The organism is Cellvibrio sp. KY-GH-1, assembly GCF_008806975.1.
Taxonomy (GTDB): Bacteria; Pseudomonadota; Gammaproteobacteria; order Pseudomonadales; family Cellvibrionaceae; genus Cellvibrio.
Window position 1 is genome coordinate 1,788,438 of record NZ_CP031728.1, and the last position, 20,568, is coordinate 1,809,005.

The 20,568-nt window shown below is 49.3% G+C and carries 16 protein-coding genes; 4 read left to right on the forward strand and 12 right to left on the reverse strand.

The genetic code is table 11. The features are described 5' to 3' along the window. Positions 1-30: 30 nt before the first annotated feature. The 4 genes from D0C16_RS07545 to D0C16_RS07560 form a co-directional block, all read right to left on the reverse strand. Positions 31-1,509, reverse strand: coding sequence for an IS1182 family transposase (locus tag D0C16_RS07545; protein ID WP_225319008.1), 1,479 nt, complete (start codon positions 1,507-1,509; stop codon positions 31-33). A 110-nt stretch (positions 1,510-1,619) separates the two neighbouring features. Then, positions 1,620-2,480 (reverse strand): formyltetrahydrofolate deformylase, encoded by an 861-nt coding sequence (gene purU / locus D0C16_RS07550; protein WP_151031745.1) that lies wholly within the window; start codon positions 2,478-2,480, stop codon positions 1,620-1,622. A gap of 41 nt (positions 2,481-2,521) precedes the next feature. After that, complete coding sequence (locus D0C16_RS07555; protein WP_151031746.1) at positions 2,522-2,776, reverse strand: Txe/YoeB family addiction module toxin; 255 nt, start codon at positions 2,774-2,776, stop codon at positions 2,522-2,524. Next, positions 2,773-3,027, reverse strand: coding sequence for a type II toxin-antitoxin system Phd/YefM family antitoxin (locus tag D0C16_RS07560; RefSeq protein WP_151031747.1), 255 nt, complete (start codon positions 3,025-3,027; stop codon positions 2,773-2,775). The genes D0C16_RS07555 and D0C16_RS07560 overlap by 4 nt, the downstream gene beginning before the upstream one ends. Before the next feature lie 171 nt (positions 3,028-3,198). Between D0C16_RS07560 and D0C16_RS07565 the strand changes: the two genes are divergently transcribed. After that, positions 3,199-3,621 (forward strand): DUF1780 domain-containing protein, encoded by a 423-nt coding sequence (locus tag D0C16_RS07565; protein ID WP_151031748.1) that lies wholly within the window; start codon positions 3,199-3,201, stop codon positions 3,619-3,621. A 242-nt stretch (positions 3,622-3,863) separates the two neighbouring features. Here D0C16_RS07565 and D0C16_RS07570 read toward each other — a convergent pair whose 3' ends face one another. After that, positions 3,864-4,655: a hypothetical protein gene (locus D0C16_RS07570; protein ID WP_151031749.1), complete on the reverse strand. Its 792-nt coding sequence runs from the start codon at positions 4,653-4,655 to the stop codon at positions 3,864-3,866. Positions 4,656-5,193: 538 nt separating this feature from the next. On the opposite strand from D0C16_RS07570, the gene D0C16_RS07580 reads away from it, so the two are divergent. Both D0C16_RS07580 and D0C16_RS07585 read left to right on the forward strand, forming a co-directional pair. Next, positions 5,194-5,685 (forward strand): hypothetical protein, encoded by a 492-nt coding sequence (locus tag D0C16_RS07580; RefSeq protein WP_151031750.1) that lies wholly within the window; start codon positions 5,194-5,196, stop codon positions 5,683-5,685. A gap of 16 nt (positions 5,686-5,701) precedes the next feature. Next, on the forward strand, positions 5,702-6,514 hold the full coding sequence (locus D0C16_RS07585; protein ID WP_151031751.1) for a peptidoglycan-binding protein: 813 nt from the start codon (positions 5,702-5,704) through the stop codon (positions 6,512-6,514). Positions 6,515-6,659: 145 nt separating this feature from the next. Here D0C16_RS07585 and D0C16_RS07590 read toward each other — a convergent pair whose 3' ends face one another. The 6 genes from D0C16_RS07590 to D0C16_RS07610 form a co-directional block, all read right to left on the reverse strand. Beyond that, on the reverse strand, positions 6,660-7,757 hold the full coding sequence (locus tag D0C16_RS07590; RefSeq protein WP_151031752.1) for an NADH:flavin oxidoreductase/NADH oxidase: 1,098 nt from the start codon (positions 7,755-7,757) through the stop codon (positions 6,660-6,662). 144 nt (positions 7,758-7,901) lie between these two features. After that, entirely contained in the window at positions 7,902-8,801 is a 900-nt protein-coding gene (locus tag D0C16_RS07595) for a LysR family transcriptional regulator (RefSeq protein ID WP_151031753.1), read from the reverse strand. A 137-nt stretch (positions 8,802-8,938) separates the two neighbouring features. Next, entirely contained in the window at positions 8,939-9,823 is an 885-nt protein-coding gene (gene ilvE / locus D0C16_RS07600; RefSeq protein ID WP_151031754.1) for a branched-chain-amino-acid transaminase, read from the reverse strand. Continuing rightward, positions 9,816-10,307: a PhzF family phenazine biosynthesis protein gene (locus D0C16_RS24415; protein WP_225318943.1), complete on the reverse strand. Its 492-nt coding sequence runs from the start codon at positions 10,305-10,307 to the stop codon at positions 9,816-9,818. Before D0C16_RS24415 ends, ilvE begins: the two co-directional genes overlap by 8 nt. Next, a complete protein-coding gene (locus D0C16_RS24420) occupies positions 10,279-10,611 on the reverse strand; it encodes a PhzF family phenazine biosynthesis protein (RefSeq protein ID WP_225318944.1) in 333 nt (110 codons plus the stop codon). The genes D0C16_RS24415 and D0C16_RS24420 overlap by 29 nt, the downstream gene beginning before the upstream one ends. Before the next feature lie 229 nt (positions 10,612-10,840). Then, complete coding sequence (locus D0C16_RS07610) at positions 10,841-11,704, reverse strand: amino acid ABC transporter substrate-binding protein (protein ID WP_151031755.1); 864 nt, start codon at positions 11,702-11,704, stop codon at positions 10,841-10,843. Positions 11,705-11,979: 275 nt separating this feature from the next. Between D0C16_RS07610 and D0C16_RS07615 the strand changes: the two genes are divergently transcribed. Then, positions 11,980-13,395 carry a PLP-dependent aminotransferase family protein gene (locus D0C16_RS07615; protein WP_151031756.1) on the forward strand — a complete coding sequence of 472 codons (1,416 nt, stop codon included), beginning with the start codon at positions 11,980-11,982 and terminating at the stop codon, positions 13,393-13,395. Positions 13,396-13,414: 19 nt separating this feature from the next. On the opposite strand, the gene D0C16_RS07620 is transcribed toward D0C16_RS07615, so the two are convergent. After that, complete coding sequence (locus tag D0C16_RS07620) at positions 13,415-20,458, reverse strand: DUF4347 domain-containing protein (protein ID WP_151031757.1); 7,044 nt, start codon at positions 20,456-20,458, stop codon at positions 13,415-13,417. Positions 20,459-20,568 lie beyond the last annotated feature (110 nt).

The window sequence follows — 20,568 nt, forward strand, 5'->3', positions numbered from 1 at the left end:
CCCACCCTAAAAAAGTGGGGTTTTATTTTTTTAGCTCGCGCTGTGCATCAACCGCATTTCTGGCGATTGATTTCCAATCCGTTCATTTTTCTCGATAAAACGCGATATAAGTATCCACAGCGCTTGAACAAGGCCTAACACCACCAATGGATTATAAAAACGCGCCAGCAACAGCGCTATCTTCTTCATATTCTGGCACGCAGCCGCCAACAAACACTGGCCACTCACGCGACGCAAGCCGCGATAACGTGCATATCTATGACCGTGCAATTGTTTCGCGTCGGCAAAGCTGCGCTCCACCGTTTCCTTTCTGCGTTGATAAATCCGTTTGCCTTGCTCGGTGAGTCGTCGCGCATCAGTGCGCTCCACACTGTCTTGCCACACATGGCGTGTGATGACTTTGGTGTGGTTGCGACTGCGCGTGCATTGATCCAAAAACGGACAGCGTTTGCATTGCTCTGAATCGGAGCGGTATTCGCGATAGCCCAATCGGTTGGTGGTGTTATATGAAATCAACTGACCCGCCGGACAGGTGTAATGATTCTGATCGGCATCAAACACAAATTTGCGCCTGGCAAATAAGCCTTCCGCTTTGTTGGGGCGGCGATAGCCAATAACGCCCTCAATATTGCGATCTTCCAAACCTTTGCAGATGCCTGCAGTTTTGTAGCCTGCATCCAATCCCACCGTGTACGGATAAATATTGAAGGCCGTTAATTGGCGATCCAGGCGTGCCAAATAAGGTTTGCTGTCATGCACGTTGCTCGGTGTGACGTGGGTGTCCGTGATGATGTTGTATTTACCATCCACGGTGCGATGGTCGAGATAATAAAATCCTTGGGGCTTGCCTTCGCGTGTTAAATAACCACTATCGGGATCAGTGGTGCTGACTTTAATGTCGCGGGTTTTTGGCTCGGTATCGCCCGCTTTTTCTTTTAGTGGGGCTTTGCCGTTGGCAATTCGGTCTTCATCAATCGCCACTTCCAACGCGGTTAAATAATCCGTCGGCGTTTGCGTGACGGTGTGAATTTCAAACTTCTTTTTATTGGCATTGGCTTTCATGTGGGTGCTGTCGGTGTAAAGCACATCGCCGCCCACCAAGCCGTGGCCAATTGCTTGGCGAACAATCTCATCAAAAATTTGTTGCTCAATATCAGTCGCTAAAAACCGGCGCCGACGTTGCTGGCTAAAGGTGGAGGCATCAATGATTTTATCCGTGAGACTCAACCCCAAAAACCAACGATATGCCACATTCACTTGCACCTCGCGCACTAACTGCCGCTCGCTGCGCACACCAAACAAATAACCAATAAACAGCATTTTAAATAACAACACCGGATCAACTGCAGGGCGGCCGTTGTTATCGCAATATAAATGGCGGACTTGGTCGCGGATAAATTCGAAGTTGATGTACTTGTCGATTTTGCGCAGTAGATGGTCAGCCGGAACGAGATCCTCAAGGATCACCATTTCCAGTGTGTGTTGGCGCGGCGCAGGTTCTTTGAGCATGGCAGTCATCACAAGAAAGTGTGCTGCCATTAAACGCAAACCCCCAGCTTTTGGCTAGGGGTTTGTCAGCGGTCTGAAATGCTGCGCCCTTTGGGCGCAGCATTTATGGACTAGCGGGAAAACACCACCGTTTTAGTACCGTTTAATAACACCCGGTGTTCTGCATGCCAACGCACTGCACGATTCAACACTACCGCTTCAATATCGCGACCAATCTCTGCCATTTCATCCGGTGAATTGACGTGGGAAACACGCTCAACGGATTGTTCAATAATCGGACCTTCATCGAGATCAGCGGTGACAAAATGCGCTGTGGCACCAATTAGTTTCACCCCGCGATCAAACGCCTGGTGATAGGGTTTCGCGCCTTTAAAGCCCGGCAGAAATGAGTGATGGATATTGATCGCACGTCCATTTAATTTTTTACACAAATCGTCGGACAAAATTTGCATATAGCGCGCGAGCACCAAAAAATCTGCCTGCAGATCTTGCATTAATTGCCATAACTGCCCTTCTTGTTGTGGCTTGGTGTTAGCGGTAATCGGCAAATAATGGAATGGCAATTGGTACCACTCAGCAAGATCGCGCATCACATTATGGTTGGAAACCACACCCACAATATCAATGGGCAAAGAGCCATTTTTCCAGCTGTTTAGCAGCGCATTCAAACAGTGGCCCCATTGCGAAACGGCAATCAGAACACGCGGTTTACTACCGCTATCGAAAATATTCCAATCCATTTGGTACTGCTCACCCAGGGGTTTAAACAACGAGCGAATCTGCCCAATGTTATAACCGGTGGGGCACTCAAATACGGTGCGCATAAAAAAGCGGTTACTGGTTACATCCTCAAACTGGGAGGACTCTTTGATGTTAAAACCCAGAGTAGCAAACAAGGTAGCGACGGCGGCCACCAACCCCTTTGAGTCCTGACAACTGAAGGTTAATACGATTTCCTTAACAGCAGACATGTGATTTTCTCTTTATCAAATTCAATTTAAAAATAGGTTTATCAATAGTGATAACGGCATTGCACCACAAAGATAGTTTCATTCTCAACGCGATAAACCAGTCGATACTCGCGATCAATCCGCCGCGACCAATAACCCGACCAATGATGCTTCAGCGGTTCCGGGTCGCCTATTCCAGCAAACGGCTGGCGCTGGATCTCTTTAACAAGGGTATTAATGCGCTTAAGAGTTTTCATATCGGCTTTTTGCCAGTAGAGGTAATCCTCCCAGGCATGATCCGCCCACGCCAGAATCATTCCTCGATTAACCCCCGCGGCGTAGCCTTCCCAGCGGCCACCTGGTTAATCGAATCATTCAAGCGCACAGCATTTTTAGGGCTAGCCATCAAATAGGCAGTTTCCTCATAGGCCTGAAAATCTTCCAGGCTAATCACCACCGCCGGCTTACCGTTCTGACGGGTAATTAGTACCGGCTTATGATCATCGTTCACCTTATCCAGCACACTGGCTAGATCATTGCGAAAGGCGGTATAGCTCATGGTATCCATAGGTCATTCCCCAAAGGATCGTAAACGCACCATGCTACTTGTACTTATTTCTGTACGCAAGCAGTAGCTATCGCCCATACTAGGTCTCCATTAAGCTACTCAGTAACCGAGAACGGGCAGCATTTGGAATGCAAACCCATCTCTTGCCATAGATCGACATAGGTAAAGAAAATGGATGAGAAAGAATGGCTCAGCTACCACAAAGAAAAAACAAAGGATGATCGGGATTTCTTTTCAAATAAAGGGAAAACCGAAAGAGAACGCTGGGCAGTCCCCGCATTTCTAAAAAATTTATCTGTTGTCTTTAACGAGAGTGAGTTAATTTCACCGGGACAAACTAGCAAAACTGATGTTATTTTTAGATCTGCACGTTTTCAAGTCAAAGAAATGTGCAATCCTGGCACCCGCCTAACGGCTTACACCAGAAAAATTTTTAAAGATGCAGAACAAGCAAGCACTATCGCGGGTTTGAAATTTCCAACTATCGATGAAGACATCCCGCCTGTAGCAAAAATTTACGATTTAGTGGTTGATGAAGCAAAGAAAAAATCACAAAGCAAGCAATATATTTATATTAAAATGAAATTGACTTAATTTTTTACGTCACAAGAACACGGGCGCCACTAATTAAACCCGACGAAATTCTACAGAAAGACTTTTCCGATTTAGGATGGAGATCAGTGTGCTGTCTGAGTGGGAATCAGGCGATTGTACTTTTCCACACACCAGAATCGCCTATTTGTCTAAACAAGTAACTATTCAACCTACTAGACAGCTTGCCATGGAAAAATACTCTACCTTAAAAAACTAACTAATCTATTGCTGTCGTTAAAAAATCAATCCGGCATTTCCACCTTCATCAATTCCTCTAGGTTTAATTCAAACAAATCCACAAAGCGGGACTCACCAATTTTTTCCAGCTCACGCTGCCATTGCTTATCTTTATGCAAATTGATAATGACTTGATTAAGCTGAGGCAGCACATAGGAATAGGACGTACTTACCAATACAAAGCGTTGGAAATTATCGATGGCGGGTTCAATAAACCCCAGGTCATTTTTTAATGCCTGAGTGTGTTCGGTAAACAGATTACTTTTTTCTAATTGAATAAAATCTACTTGTTTTGACTTCAGCAGTTGAACGCAAGCGTCTTGCGAACTCTGCTCGATAACTTTCACACGACTATCAGCAAAATAAGGCTCCAATGCTAAATAGCGATGCCCTGCGACCGTACAGAATGACTTATGAATTATTGCCGAGGGAAAATTGCCAACCAAGGGTTGCTGTTGGTTATACACCAATACATCAGCATCCCAGAGCAGTGGCTCGCTGACTTTTATATCCGGTGAATGCCCGAACCATTTGGGATTTGACCATAAAATAGCGCCCTGGCGCCCTTGTGCGCGCAAACTGTTTAACTCCGCCCGACTTAACAATACAAGTTGCCAGTGATAGCTGGTATGACGGTTAAGATATTCGACAAACAGCTCGCTTAAATCGGTCTGGTGATCATTTACGAAGGGAGAAAATTGATGGTACACGTAAACTGGAATTGCCGACTTCTTTGCAGTGGTGCAACCTGAGACACACAGGAAAATAATTGATAGCCAGCAGAGGACACAGCGCATAGATTTTTCTACTCAACAACCACAACATAATCAATCCAATAGTTATATATAACCGGAATCCTATTGAACAGTTCGATGTGTTCAAGAATAGCGCAAAAGCAATGAGGAACTATTAAAAATCCTGCTTCCAATCACGCAAGCAGGATTTTTATGCACTCTGTTTCTAATACGAAAAAAATTAGACACTTTTGGGGATGTTTGCAAAGGCGCGGATACTAGGCAGACCTATAACGCTCCAACCAATGCGCATAGGGTGCAGGCAACACCCCAAGAGGGTTTGTCAACGCCGAGGCGCATGCCGCCAGATATGGCCAATGTGGATTGGCAAGGTGTGGGTGGCCAGCCACATCCAGTGTTTGTTGGGGCCGCTTGATCGGCTATTTCCGGCATACTTAAACCTCATGCTATCTGAAAGATCTTTATACGCCAGCCATCCAGTAAATATGTGAGCAAATTATCTTAATCAGGATTTTGTATTTGTAGTACAAAGTGAAACCCAGTATAAACCTCACCGTTCATAAATTATGGAGGATTAATTTTGATCAATATCAATCAACAAGGCTTGTTGTATTCAGTATTATTTTTGCTTTGTGGCTGCTTGAACACCCCTATTGCCGCAAGTGAAGTAAATCACCCAGCAAAAGACACCCACACCCAACGCTGCAAAGTACCCACAGATGCATTTAATCAATTGCCGTCAAATGTTTTGGATGGAACCAATGTTATTGCAATAAATAAATTCCAACCTGCAAATATTTCAGGCACTAATTTTAAAACCGAAACAGGTGGCGCAAGCATAACAATCAATATGCGAACCTTAAATGGTACGCACAGAATTGAGCGCAATTATAGCGAGCCTGGCACAGAAAAAATATCCACTTCTTTCAGCCAACTCTGCATAAATGATAGCTATTTATATGGCGAAAACGTTCGAGGAATATTTACTGAAAAAGGCATTCTATGGCTTGAACTGAAATCTGAAATAGAATTTATTCCATCGGAATTGTGGATTTATTTAGAAAGAAATTAAAAGAGGGAATTTTTGTATGTCACAAATAATACTACGCAAAGGCTCTATAGGTGACTCTGTAGAGCAACTCCAAAAACTACTCAATGCACACAATAAAAAATCATTCTTAAAGGTTGATAGAGATTTTGGAGCAGCCACACTAGAAGCTGTTAAAAGATTTCAGCAAAACAATGGGCTGACGGCAGATGGTGTAGTCGGACCTAAAACGTGGCGAGCACTATCACCGGGAGCACCGCTCGGCAAGACAACATCACCAGCCAATACAACTTTGACTACAGCATCTTCACCGCATGGTTTACTCGCCGATATTGCAGCCAAGTACATTGGGGTAAAAGAGACAGGAGTTAACAAGGCAGGCACCAGCAAGGCACTACAGGCCATATTCAAATCTGATTCCGTAACGGTGAATGGAGTTACTGATGGCTACCCTTGGTGTGCAGCATTTGTCTCATTTTGCGTACAAAAGCTCCTAAACTATTCTCCGTTTTTCCCAACAGTCATCCCTCCCCGGGAGGCCTCTGTAAGTCGCTTTTTGCACATCTGGGCGAAAAACAATGACTGTATAATTTTCCCAAGAAGTTCAACACTTTTTACTCCCCAAAAAGGAGATATTGTAGTTTTTACCTTCTCGCACATAGGAATTGTAGAAAGTGTTAATGGCAGGATGATTACCACTATTGAAGGCAATACTAATGATGCAGGAAGCAGAGAAGGCTCAGTTGTATCCAGAAAAGTTCGCCTCGACTCGATTATCAAGTCTTACATCCGACTCCCCATTAGCATATCGACTAGCACTTCTCGCATTGAAGAAATATCTCGAACCTGTTGAGCAGAATGAGTACAAGAATAGCGCAAAAGCAATGAGGAACTATTAAAAATCCTGCTTCCAATCACGCAAACAGGATTTTTATGCACTCAGTTTCTAATACGAAAAAAATTAGACACTTTTGGGGATGTTTGCAAAGGCGCGGAAACTAGGCAGATTTATAACGCTCCAACCAATGCGCATAAGGCGCAGGCAAAACCCAGGAAGGTTTTTCAACACCGAGTGCACGCGCGGCCAGGTAAGGCCAATGCGGGTTAGCGAGATGCGGTCGGCCAATCATAACTACGTCCAATTGTTTATTCGCGACTGCTTGCTCAGCTAATTCCGGCGTACTGAAACCCCATGCCGATGCGACAGGCAAATCTGCAGAGTTGCGAACTTTTTCAGCGATAGGCGCAAGAAATGCAGGGGCCCATGGAATATTCGCAGTTGGTGTGGAGAAACCTACACTCACACTCAACATATCCAAACCCTGCTTGCGCATTTGTTTGGTCAGTTCAATGGATTCTGCCAAGGTTTCTTCATCGCGGCCATCATATTCAATAACGCCGAATCGCGCCGTCAGCGGCAAATTTTCCGGCCAAACCGCGCGCACCGCGGCCAGTGTTTCCAGTATAAAACGGCTGCGATTTTCAAAACTGCCACCGTATTCATCGGTGCGTTGATTCGCATGCACCGAGAAAAAACTTTGCGCGAGATAACCGTGGGCAAAATGCAATTCCAACCATTCAAAACCAGCATCCAACGCGCGTTGTGCCGCCGCCGCAAAGTCAGCCCGAACACGGTTAATATCTTCAACAGTCATCTCACGCGGTAACTTATCCAGATCACCACCAAAAGCAATTGGCGAGGGAGAAATCGTTTCCCAACTGCGCGGATCATTGGGGGGAATGTGGTCATCCCCTTCCCATGGACGATTGGCGCTGGCTTTGCGGCCAGCATGGGCAATTTGAATACCGGGAACAGCGCCCGCTTTCTTGATCGCACTGGCGATTTGTGCCAAGCCGGCGGCTTGCTCGTCATTCCACAACCCAAGGCAGCCGGGAGAAATACGACCTTCCGGGGATACGGCGGTCGCTTCGACAATCACCAAACCTGCACCGCCACGCGCAATGCTGCTGTAATGCGCGAGATGCCAGTCATTGCTAATACCATCGGTAGCCATGTACTGGCACATAGGGGGTACGGCGATGCGGTTACGCAATTCAATATCTTTAAGCTTGAAACGGGTAAAGAGCGCGGACATATAGGTCTCCAGAGAAAGCAGTTGCTGCTGCAAGGTGTTGATGTGTGCAGAGTAACCGCCCCTCAGGTATATAAAAAATCCTATTTTCTTATGATTGTCATCAGAAATTTTTATATCTGGGCAAATTCGCCACTACCAAAGCGGCTAATTGGTAACAAATAACTCAAACAACAGCTCGCGCACCCAGCGTTGCGCCGGGTCTTTGTGGGTTCGCTCGTGCCACGCGGCGACCAATGCAAACCCTTCAACCGGAAGCGGCGTGTCTTGCATAACCAAGCCTTCAAGGTGCTCAACGAGTCGCTTGGGAACAACGGATATAAGTTCACTCGCACGCACTATATTCGTCATCACCAGAAAAGATTTTACCGAGAGTACCACTTGCCTTTCGCGCCCGATTTTCACCAAGGCCTCATCCGTTGCGCCACTGAAACAGCCACCGTTATAAGAAAAAAGTGCATGCTCCAGCTTGCAGAATTCATCGAGCGACAACGGCGTTTTCGCAGCGGGATGTTCCGCGCGCATTACGCACACATATTCTTCGTCGAACAAACGGCGGGCATGTAAATCGGGCGGACAATTTGCGGGGCTTAGTAGCACGAACTGAATATCACCACGCTCCAATTGCGCATGCAGATTTTCATTTTCAATGGGCAATAAAGCCACACGAATACGTGGCGCGCGCTTTTTTAATTCCAATACAAATGGGACAGCAACGGCTTGCAAGGCGTAATCAGTCGCAGCGATTGATAAGGTCATTTCCGCTGTTGCAGGGTCGAACTCCACCGGCGTAAGCAATACTGCAATTTCCGCCAACACTTGCTTAACCGGACCCGCTAATTCCAACGCACGTTGCGTGGGGACAACACCGCGCTGAGAACGCACAAACAGCGGATCATTAAAACTTTCACGCAAGCGCGTCAGCATACCGCTCATTGCCGGCTGGGTAAGCGACAGGCGTTCTGCAGCACGCGTGACATTGCGCTCATCCAGTAGCGCATCCAAGGCTTTTAATAAATTTAAATCAATATTTTTAATGTCACGCATCGCAGCAGGACTCAATTAACCGATATTTCGACCAGTATGCAGCGCCCCGTCAGCAACTTCTAATGTTATTGGATAATTTTTGCATTTCTCTTTACCAAAACATGAAAAATTTGTCAGCTTCCGTGCAGCTATACGCTTTATTCCGCCGACTCGATAGCGACCAATTCCTTAAACGCTGCTGCCAATCGTTGGTAAACAGGTCCGGGACATTGCGGCATTGCACGGCCATCTGCATAGCCTACAGGAATTAACTCTGCCCCTGTGCCCGTTAGGAAACATTCATCGGCGGTGAATAAATCGTAGGGGGCGAGTGGAATTTCGCGCGCTTTTATTCCCAGTTTTTCCGCCAATTCCAAAACCGCCTGGCGAGTGATTCCATCTAACGCGCCTTCTATTACCGGGGGCGTAAACAGCTCTCCTTTTTTCACGATAAAAATATTATCTGCACTACCCTCGGCAATTCGGCCCCCACTGTTTAACAAAATCGCTTCGTCTGCGCCGGCGTGAGTCGCTTCCATACGCGCGAGAATATGGTTGAGATAATTTAAACTTTTGATGCGTGGATCAAGGCCATCAGCGCCTAACCGCCGAGTCGCCGCAATAATTACTTTTGCACCTTCGGTTCTTACGCGCTCACTCACCATGTGCAATGCATCAGCAATAATAAATACTTGCGGGGATTTACAGCGCGATGGATCTATTCCGAGCGGCCCAACGCCGCGTGTCACTACTAAACGTATATAACCGTTAGCCGATGGCGCTGCAGCGATTACATCCAACACAGCTTGTGTGAGCGCTTCCGTGGTGTAAGGAATCTCCAGCGCAATAGCGCGCGCGGAAAGTCGCAGGCGTTCAAGATGTGCCAGTAAACGAAATGCTTTCCCGTGATAAAAACGAATCCCTTCGAACACACCATCGCCGTACAAAAGCCCGTGATCAAATACCGATACCATGGCTTGGGCGGGAGCAACCAACTTGCCATTTAACCAACTGATTGGCTCAGCCTTATTTAAATCAACCATAAAATTCACCTTTAAGCATAGTTTTTGCCTTGCCACTCAGCAGCACGCGATCGCCTTGCAATTCCAGTGTTAGCAAACCACCGCGCAGCGAGGCCTGACGGGCGCACAATAATTTTTTGCCCAGCCGATACCCCCAATAAACGGCGAGCAAGCAGTGCGCGGAACCCGTCACCGAGTCCTCTGCAATACCGACTTTGGGTGCAAAAAAGCGCGAGACCATATCCAGCCCGGAATTGATATCGCCCGGCGCCGTTACGATCAAACCACGCTCAGTAATTGAATTAATCAGCTCGAGATCCGGGACAAAACTTTCAACGGCCGCCGCATTTTCCAACACCAACAATAAATCATCCCGACCGCGACCAAACCACACCGGCGGCTTACTCAGGAACTGCAGTAACGCCCCAGGAATTTCGCGGGTTTTAGGTTGATCACTGGGAAAATCCAGTTGAATTTCATCGCCCTTGCGGATTGCGCTTAGCAAACCACTGCGCGTGTGAAAGTGGATGACAGACTGTAATTCGCCCCGCCTCACGCCAGAGTGTATGGGCCGCCGCCAGGGTCGCGTGACCACAGAGATCGACCTCTACTTGCGGGGTAAACCAACGCAAACTGTAGCTGCCGTCTACTTTCGGGCAGACAAAGGCCGTTTCTGCCTGATTCATTTCCATGGCCACTTGTTGCATCCATTTAGCAGGCTGTTCTTCTGGCAAAAGGCAGACGCCGGCCGGATTGCCACTAAAGGGCTGGTCGACAAAGGCATCCACTAAATACAGGGGAAAAGGCATAGTCCCTCCTATTGAGTAAATAAACGTGCGCTATGGTTAGCTCTGGGAAAGGCAGTGTATTTTGCAAACTTGAGTCATTACAGTTTCACTTTTTTTAAATTGATACGTTACAGATTTGATATATACGTAATCTGTACCTATTACTTTCGGTGAAAACTGTACCTAATCGCTTTGGCTAAGGATTGGTTATCTGGCAAACAAGAAGGAAAATACCGCGAAAGAAGGGAGTCTATTTAAACGGGTCGTAGAGATACTGCTTATAATTTTCTGAAAATGAATCTTCATATCCAGTTTTCAGTATGAAGCGTTTACGCTGATTCAATTTGGCAAAAATTAAGTCCTCAGAAAAATGCGTCATAAACAGTTTCTCTAAGGATCCATCTTGTTTGGCTATCGACAAACCCAATTCAATTTTTTTAACTAATTCCGCATTGAGGTTATTGAAATAAAGCTTATAAGGCATGGTGTAAATTAATACAAAACTCTCGTCATAAATTAAATTGCCGTAGTGTTTAAATTGGATTGCCTCACGACGCAATTCGTTGACCCCTCGACATACCATGTCGACTCTATTGCTGACCACCATTTTAAACAAGCTGGTGTAAACCGGTACTTCTATGACCTTGAAGCCATTCGCGGTCAATATGGGTATGTCTGGCCAATTGGTTCCTTGCCCAATCGTAAATTGGCGCAACTCTTCAATAGAAGTTACTTTTTCAATTTTTTTGCTAGCGTTCGGCGAGACAAAACAAATTCGATAGGATAGCAACCCATGATCCAATGGAAAATCCACGGCTTGCAGATTATCCGTACCTAATTGTTCAACGTTCACACCCCCGGGCGAAAAATAGTTGGGGTAAACATTTTTTTTCAATTCATGAATTGACCGGGCGTAACTGATTGACGCTGGCAAGGGAGTAAACACAATTCGCTCGTTGGGCAGACTTTTGCTCAACGAGAGCTTCAGTATTTCAATGATGTAGGCTAGCCGTGGATCACCAGGATCTTCCGTGGGGACGTAATGAATAGGAATGTCGCCTTTCGCTGGCAAGGTGAAAAACAGAATGAAAATGAAAAATAAACCGTATTTCATATCGCTCCACTCATTTCACTGCCCTATTGAATAACTTTAGCAATGCCCATTTGGAAGTAAAGTTTTATATGCCAAGCCCCTTCCTTTAGCCCTTGTGCGCACCGCTTCGCTTGTAACGCGCATGATAAAAATCAGTTATTCCATCGGGCGGCAGTTTATTTTCCGTGCATCAACCATTACAGTTAAAAATTTTTTAAAGTGATACAGTACAGATTGAAGACTTCAATCAGTTTGTGTTTCGATACCCGTTAAAATTAACCCCAAAGGCGTTAGCTATGGATCTGTTGTATCGCAAACTGGCCGATGAACTCGCAGGATTAATTGCCAGCGGCGGCTTTCAAGCGGGTGATCGCATGCCCGGGGTGCGCCAGCAAGCGCAGCAACATCAGTTAAGTATCGCTACCGTAATCTCCGCGTACCGCCAACTGGAAGACTGGGGTTTACTGGAGGTGCGTAACCGCTCAGGCTTTTACGTAAAGCCGCGGCCGTTAGCGCAAATTCAAGCTCCCCGTGTCCATGTAACCACCATGCGCCCGGCCCCCGTCAGTGGTCAGGATATGGTGCTGCAATTGGTTAAGGCCGCCAACGATCCAAACATAGTGCAGCTGGGCGCCGCCGTTCCAGCGAGCGAGTTTCTTCCCACCCGCGCCATAGAGCAGGCGCTGACAAAGGTCGCACGGCAGCAACGCGTTCGCTCAGCGAATTACGAATTCTCACCCGGTGCGCCTGAACTGCGCAGGCAAATATCACGCCGGTTAGCGGAGGCTCGCTGCGCAATCCACCCGGATGAATTGATCATCACCAACGGCTGTCAGGAAGCATTAACACTGGCGCTGCGCGCCGTCACCCAACCCGGCGATGTTGTAGCAATCGAATCCCCTACTTTTTATGGGTTACTACAAGTAATCGAGTCTTTAGGTCTGGAAGCACTGGAAATTCCCGCTACTCCGCAAACCGGCATGTCGTTAGAGGCACTAGAGCTAGCCTTGAGCCGCTGGCCGGTAAAAGCCTGCGTAGTCACCCCCAATTTCAGCAATCCTCTTGGCTGCTCAATGCCGGATGCCAATAAGCAGCGCTTAGTAAGCATGTTAAAAGCGCGGGGAGTTGTGCTGATTGAGGATGATATTTACAGCGATCTGGGTTTTAGCCAGACGCGCCCTTCCCTGCTCAAGGCATTGGATGAGAATGTAATTCTGTGTAGCTCCATATCCAAAAGCCTGTCGCCGGGGCTGCGCGTAGGCTGGATCGCAGGCGGAATTCACCAACCGCGCATTGAATACCTGAAATATGTTTTAAATCTGGCGACTGCCACAGTACCGCAACTGGCAGTGGCTGAATTATTGGAGAGCGGCCAATACGAGCGTCACCTGCGTCGGGTGCGCAGCGATTATGCCCAAGCAGTCTCGCGCATGACCAAAGCACTGATAGAGACTTTCCCTGAGGGAACCAAGATCAGCCAACCCCAAGGCGGCTTCGTAATATGGCTGGAGTTGCCGGGCAATATCGATAGTTTTGATTTGGCAAAACAAGCGCTCGCAGCAGGCATTAGTATCGCACCCGGCCCGATTTTTTCAGCCAGCAAAAAATATTCGTCATTCGTGCGTTTGTCTTGCGCCTGCGAGTGGGGTTCGCGGGTAGAAAGGGCGTTGGCAACACTGGCGGGATTAATTCAGGGGTATTCCCCGCGTTAATCCCACCAGTTAGCAACGATTAAAAGTGGTAGCTGCTACCGAAGGAATACAGGTTTACTTCCTGTTTATCAAAGAAAACACGACGCAGGCCAACCCCTAAAGTGAAGTTACCACCCAAGGGTAAATCCAGCAGTACACCGGCGAGTGGGTCAGTACCGGAATCTTCAGCGATTGCAAAAGGAACGCCGTTAACGTCTACATCACCGTCCCAAAGGTAAACCCCCGCTTCAAAGCCGAGCTTAACCTGCTCACCAACACCAAACTTCAACCCCTGCACCAAGGTTGCTCCGGTAGCGGTGATGGGGTATTCGTCGGCCAAATCGGTCGCAAAGGCCCCCTGATCCGCGTCGCCATCGAGCAATAAGTCGACGCGCACCTCACCCAAATCAAGATAACCGAGTTGGGTGTAGGTAAAGCTGTTCCATTCGTAGCCGACCGCCAGCTGAAAGCCGGTGCGATCAGTATCGTATTTGCCGATACTAAACTCATGACCAGCATCATTGAGCGCACCGGCGAAATCTTCCTCCTCCTGGGTAGACTCTACCGAAAACACGTCAGCGCGCATGTAAAAACCTTCTGCCGTTTGCGCTTGGCTATGGCTAGCAAGAAGTGCAACCAACGCCAACCAATGGCGATGCTTAATCCGTCTGAACATTAATAAACCTCCTAAAAGCGCAATCCATACACCCCCAACACTCCCGCTGCCCTTGGAGTTAACCTGGACAGGCGGTTTGGGTGGTTCTGGCGGCACTATAACTTTTGCCTCGCTCACAGCGCCAGGGTCTACAACTGCCGAGTTAACCAAGCCGTCGTCGTCGTTAGGGCCGCCATCTTCAATGGTTAATTGCACACACATATGACCTGCTGTTAAACCAGACGTCCAATCCGCCGAACCAGGTGGTGGACAATATCCGGGGCTACCTGCTGCAGAATGCACAGCGTTATCAGCGTCCGAGATAAATGTTACCCAGCGACCACGCTGATACTTACGGTACACCGCATTGGCAGGAATCGCGACGCGCTGCGGAATAACTACGCGTACGGACTGCCCTGGTGTAGGCAAATCGCGGATAGCGAAGTCAAACACACCTCCAACAGGCTCAAAGGCAGGGTCAATGACCAAGTCATCCAAGGTTCCAATTTCCTGATCCAGAATTTGTACACCACCGGAATTACCACTACGAGCGAACAACCCCAGACCACAACGAACACCTGGATCACACTCAATCAGGTAAGCGTTAGTGGTATTGCTTTGTTGCGGCAATATGTTGGGTGACGGCATGTTGTCCAGATAATCAGGGATACCGTTGTCATCTGTGTCGCCAGTGCCTTCCAGGCTGTCACCAATGCCGTCCTGATCGGTATCAGTATTTACATCCAGTACGGGAAGCGAGGCCACAACACGGAAGTACGCTGATGCCTGCACATTTGCACCACCCGAATCAGTTACATTGACCTGTAATTGATGGCTGCCAGCCAGCCCAGCAGGATCAAAGGTTCTGCTGGCATCGGCCTGGTTACCATCCGTATCTGCCAAGCCACTAGTGGCAGACCAATCAAAGGTGTGAGTATCATTTTTGTTGGCATCAGTCACTGTCGCCGTTACGGTTACAGGCCCACCCGCCGGAGTTACCAGGCTGGTATTCACTCCGCCCTGGCGAATACTCAAGCTCACCACCGGCGGCACATTACCTTGGCGGATGTCGATAACGTGCTTGTTAGTCGCTCCTGCATTAATTCCGTCACCCAAAGCGATAACCAGTTTGCTATCGGTAAAGCCCGTTACATTTGCAAGGGTCACCGGAACCACCACCTCGACTTGACCCGCCTGGGTAAAGGTCACGGAGCCGCTCACCGCGCTATGCTCCGCCGCGGTCGCCGTGGATGAGGCATCCACAACCCAGGGTATGGTCAGCGGGTATACTGGCGATGGGCCATTGAGCCACACTCCGAACGATACCTCGCTCCCCCGGATAGCGATCTGAGACGGACTGAGGGATACCAGCGGTTTGATATTGACGATCTGAGTGGCCTCGCCGGTAACCCCCACAGCATTAGTCGCCCTCCACTTGATTTCATGGCGGCCGGGTGACAACGACAGGAGTTTGGTTTCACCGAGCCCCACCACTACGGTGGTACAACAGTTATTTCCGCTAACACCATCTTTAGCAATGGTCTTCAGAATCTGCTCAATCTCCACCGGGTTAGTGTTTGGCCCACCACCCAGCAGTTCCCCGAGAGTAACAGGGGTATACAACCCGGTGGCGTTTAGCTCCAGGTCTGCCGGTGCTGTAACGATTGGCTGCAATGGATCTATGGTCGAGATGACTTCTATATCGAAGGCCGGCAGTGATGCACTAGCGGTGCCGTCACTCACACTAATCACTATACCGAGCGTTTTACCACTGTCTGTGCCCGCCGGTGCTCCAGTCAAGGCGCCAGTTGCAGTGTTAAAGCTGGCCCAGGTGGGTTTATTGCTGATGCTAAAGGTCAACACATCACCCGTGTCCAGATCACTCGCCGTTGGTGTGAAACTGTAGGCTGTGTCTTGATCCACGCTGGTGGTAGGAACACCGAAAATCACCGGTAAGTCGTTCACCGGGCTAACGGTGACATTCACCGTGGTAGTTGCACTGGCACTGCCATCACTCACCTGCACCACAAAACTGTCGCTGCCATGGTAATTTGCCGTTGGCACATAGCTCACACTGCCACCGGACACACTCGCGCCGCCGTGCAGGGCAACACTGGTGATGCTCCAGGTCAACGGGTCGCTATCCGCATCTGTCGCACTCAGGCTCAGGCTAAATGGTGTTGGTGTTCCATCTTCACTCATGGTCACACTCACCGAACCGCCCTGCGCAATTACCGGCGCAGAGTTGGGAGGCAAGGATGGAGTAACGGCGTTCGACGCTGCCGATGCAGCACCGGTACCAACGCTGTTGGTTGCCGTTACCGTAAAGGTATAGCTGGTGCCATTGGTCAGCCCGGTAAAGGTAAATGGTGATGCGGTCGCCGCACGGGTAATGCCGCCTGGGTTAGAGGTTACCGTGTAACCGGTAATCGCTGCTCCACCATTAGAAGCCGGCGCAGTGAAAGTTACCGTGGCCTGGGTATTACCAGCCGTTGCAGTACCGATTGTGGGTGCGCCGGGAACTACCGCGTTGACAGCAAAGCTGCGTGTCACTTGGGTTGCCGCCAGATAGCTGCTATCGCCGGCCTGATCCGCATTAATCGTACAGGTACCGGCTGTTACAAAAGTCACTGCGCCAACACCGGTAATTGTACAAACACCGGTGGTTGACGATGTAAAGGTAGGGGTCAAACCGGAATCTGAGGTTGCGCTAAATGTTGGTGTCGCACCAAAGTTTTGCGCACCAGGGTTAGCGAAGGTAATCGTTTGGGTCGCTTTAGGCGTGATCGAGTTGGATGCTCCCGACGCCGGCCCGGTACCCGCCACGTTATCCGCCGTTACGGTAAAGGTGTAAGCCTGTCCATTGGTTAATCCGTTCACCACTATGGGCGAGCTAGCACCGTTCACTGGCGCTACATCCGGCGGGCTGACAGTCACTGTATAGCCGGTAATGGATGAGCCGCCAGTATCCGCCGGTGCAGTAAATGCCACACTCGCCTGGGTGTCACCAGCGGTAGCCGTGCCGATAGTTGGCGCAGCGGGTGCAGCTGGGTTAACCGTAAACGAGCGACTTACTTGAGGCGCTGGCAGGTAGATCGAATTACCCGCTTGATTTGCATTGATGGTACAGGTACCCGCCGTCACAAAGGTCAGTATCCCACCGGTAGTGATGGTACAAACACCCGTGGTGGATGAACTAAAGGCGATGGTCAAACCCGACGTAGATGACGCACCTCCGCCCAATGTCGACAAGTTTGGCGCGGTCCCGTAAGTCTGAGTTCCCGGGTTAGCAAAAGTGATGGTTTGTGCCGCTTTTGGCGTAACGGAGTTAGATGGCGCAGAAGCTGCACCGGTACCCGCCGAGTTGGTCGCCGTTACGGTGAAGGTATAAGCAATACCGTTGGTCAATCCGGTCACGGTAATCGGCGACGCTCCCCCTGTTCCGGTAAGACCACCCGGGTTGGAAGTCACTGTATAGCCAGTAATCACAGTGCCGCCGGTGTTAACCGGTGCCGTAAAAGTCACATCCGCCTGGGTATCGCCGGCGGTTGCAGTGCCAATCGTTGGCGCACCCGGAACTATCGCATTTACCGTGAAAGTACGGCTGACGGTAGGCGCAGCATTGGTCGCCCCATTGCCCGCCTGGTCGGCATCGATAGTACAAGAACCTGCGGTAACAAAGGTCAAGGCGCCGCCGGAGGTAATGGTACAAACCCCGGTTGTGGAGGAGGTAAAACTGACGGTTAAGCTGGACGTAGCGGTCGCGCTCAATGTGGGCGTCGAACCAAAGTTTTGCGCACCGGGATTAGCAAAGGTGATGGTCTGATTAGCTTTTGGCGTTGCCGAACCCGAAGCCCCCGAGGCCGTACTGGTACCAATAGCGTTAGTTGCAGTTACGGTGAAGGTGTAAGCCGTACCATTAGTCAATGAACCTACTGTAATCGTACAAGCCGCCGGGCCAGCACAGTTGCCAGTAGCACCGCCAGGGCTAGCCGTTGCAGTGTATGTGGTAATCGCCGAACCGCCGTTACTGCCTGGGGCGGTGAAGGTGACATCTACCTGTCCATCTCCAGCGGTGGCTGTACCAATGGTGGGGGCATCAGGCGCGGTCAGGATATTCACCGTGTGGGTGGTTCCACTGGAGTAAGCGGCAATGCTATTGCCCGCATCGTCCACTATGTTGGTAGATCCATTTAAATTGACTTTGAGCGTACCACTTCCGGAAATCCCGCCTACCGTCACCGTAATAGGATCGCCAGATGCTGCCGATACGCTGGCGATGGTACCTGCTGCTGATCCGGTTACTACGCGGGTGAAATCATCGGTGGAGACATTACTGACCGACTCACTGAAATCCACGATGAAATCCACGCTGGTATCACTGGATACAGCTCCGCCCGCTGGCGTTATGCTGGTCACGCTTGGTGCAATGTTATCGACAGTTGCGTTAGAAGTATCTGACGTTGATGTCGTATTGCCCGCATTATCTGTTGCGGTCACCGTCACATTGCGGTTGGTGTTATCTATAGCACCGGCAACTACCGTATAGGTTGCCGTCCAAGTGCCGGAACTATTGGATGCCGCCACTGCAGCGCCGCCACCAAATTGGGTGAAATTAACAGTGACTGAGCTGATGGTATCGCTGTTGTTATCCCCCCCGGCAGTATTGTTCCAGGTCGCGGTGACAGTATCGCCAATTTTAAAAGCCCCACCTGTTCCGGAAGCGCCGGAAATGCTGATACGACCATCGGTAACCGTGGGCGCTACATTGTCAGCCGTGGCGTTAGTAGTATCGGCGGTCGTCGTACTACCAGCGGCGTTGGTGGCTGTCACACTGACATTTCGGTTAGTGGAATCAACAGCACCGGCGGTAATTGTGTAAGTCGCGGTCCAGGTATTGCTGCTATCGGATGCCACAACAGCAGCACCGCCCCCAAATTGGGAGAAATCTACCGTAACCCCGGTAATGCCGGTATTGTTATCACCACCGGCGGTGTTGTTCCAGGTTGCGGTAACGGTATCGCCAATTTTATAAGCGCCACCGGTACCGGTAGCGCCGGAAATACTTATGCGGGCATCGGTCACTGTCGGTACAGGCGGAGTCATGGTTACCGCACTACCATTACTGGTACCAATGCTGGTGGTGATTGTTCCGGTATTGTCCCCGCTCCAATTGGCGACATCGGCGAAGCGCGACAACCATGTGGCTCGGCTGGCTGAGGTGGTCGCACCTGTGTATTGCACATTGTCGGTTTGCGATGCTCCACCTGTTATGCCAACGGCATCGGTGCCATTGGTTAAAGAGTTTTGGCTGCCAAAACCATCGGGAATCATTGAATTAGTTAAGGTCGGTGAGGCAACTGTTCCCCAGTTGGTACCATCAATATTGGTGCTTGAGGTATTGTTTAATCCGAAAATAAAAAAGGGGTTATTGTCTGCATCCTGGTAAATAAAAACTCCATCGCCTGCAATAGTCATAGGGTCTGTGACTGTATAGGTGCTGGTGGAAATATCGGCACTAAGATCTGCGCCGCCATTGGTCACATCCGTCAATGTCGTAGCCGCGTCCGATCCCCCTAAATAGAGAGTGAACAAATCACCTGCACTGATAGAACTACTGGTTGTCCAAGTAATAACTCCATCACCTGTAGTACTCGTCGTAAAGGCGCCGGTAGCTTGGTCCCAGCCTTTGTCAGTAATTTTGATTACGGTTCCCGCAGGTATGTCAACCAGGGATGCAAAGGTGATGGTGTCGTTCAGGGCGCTCCATCCGACGACAACCATGTCACCGGCACTCAGTGTTGCCAAAACATGGTTATAGTCAGCGCTAGCTAATACCTGTGCCTCAATGGCGCCAGTTTGAGATTCCAGTGCCCAGTCCCCCCCCTTGGAGGCACTGCCCGTAAAATTCGTAGACGCTGTAAGGTCTGCACCGGTCAATGACGCCAATTGATTCATCAGGGAATCACCGCGAGCGCCCGCCGCCGTTTGGCAACCATAGATAAGGAAATCGCCGTTCGGGCCAAGTGCGTGGCCAATTCTGGCTAGGCTGCGATGGTTAGCCTGAACATTTTCCGCTGACAACCAGATATCACCAGCCTGCACAGCACCCGCCTTTCCGTGTGAAACTAAATGAATGGCATCAACATTACCGCGATAACCGGAGAGGTGTTCTGCTATCTGCGCAATACCATTTCTCGCCGGATCAAGAACCACCACACTGGATGAATCAGGCAGCTCATTAATAAATTTCTGGTAGTCCTGCACATGTGAATCGACGTAGATAAATTCTTGCCGTTCTGCAGCAAAACAAGGGAAAGCGATCAATCCTCCCAGTAACAAGCTAGAAAAGGCTTTCCATTTTTTTAACGGAAATTTCTCACTTGATAAACGTGCTGAAGATGGTTTTTTGGAAATAGTCCACGACATAATTTTTCCTTTTCACAAGGCTCAAGCAACAGAGATTCAACTTTTCCAGGGCGACTGGACCCAGGCATTAATACAACACACAAACAAATTGCAAAGCAGTGTTATTCCCA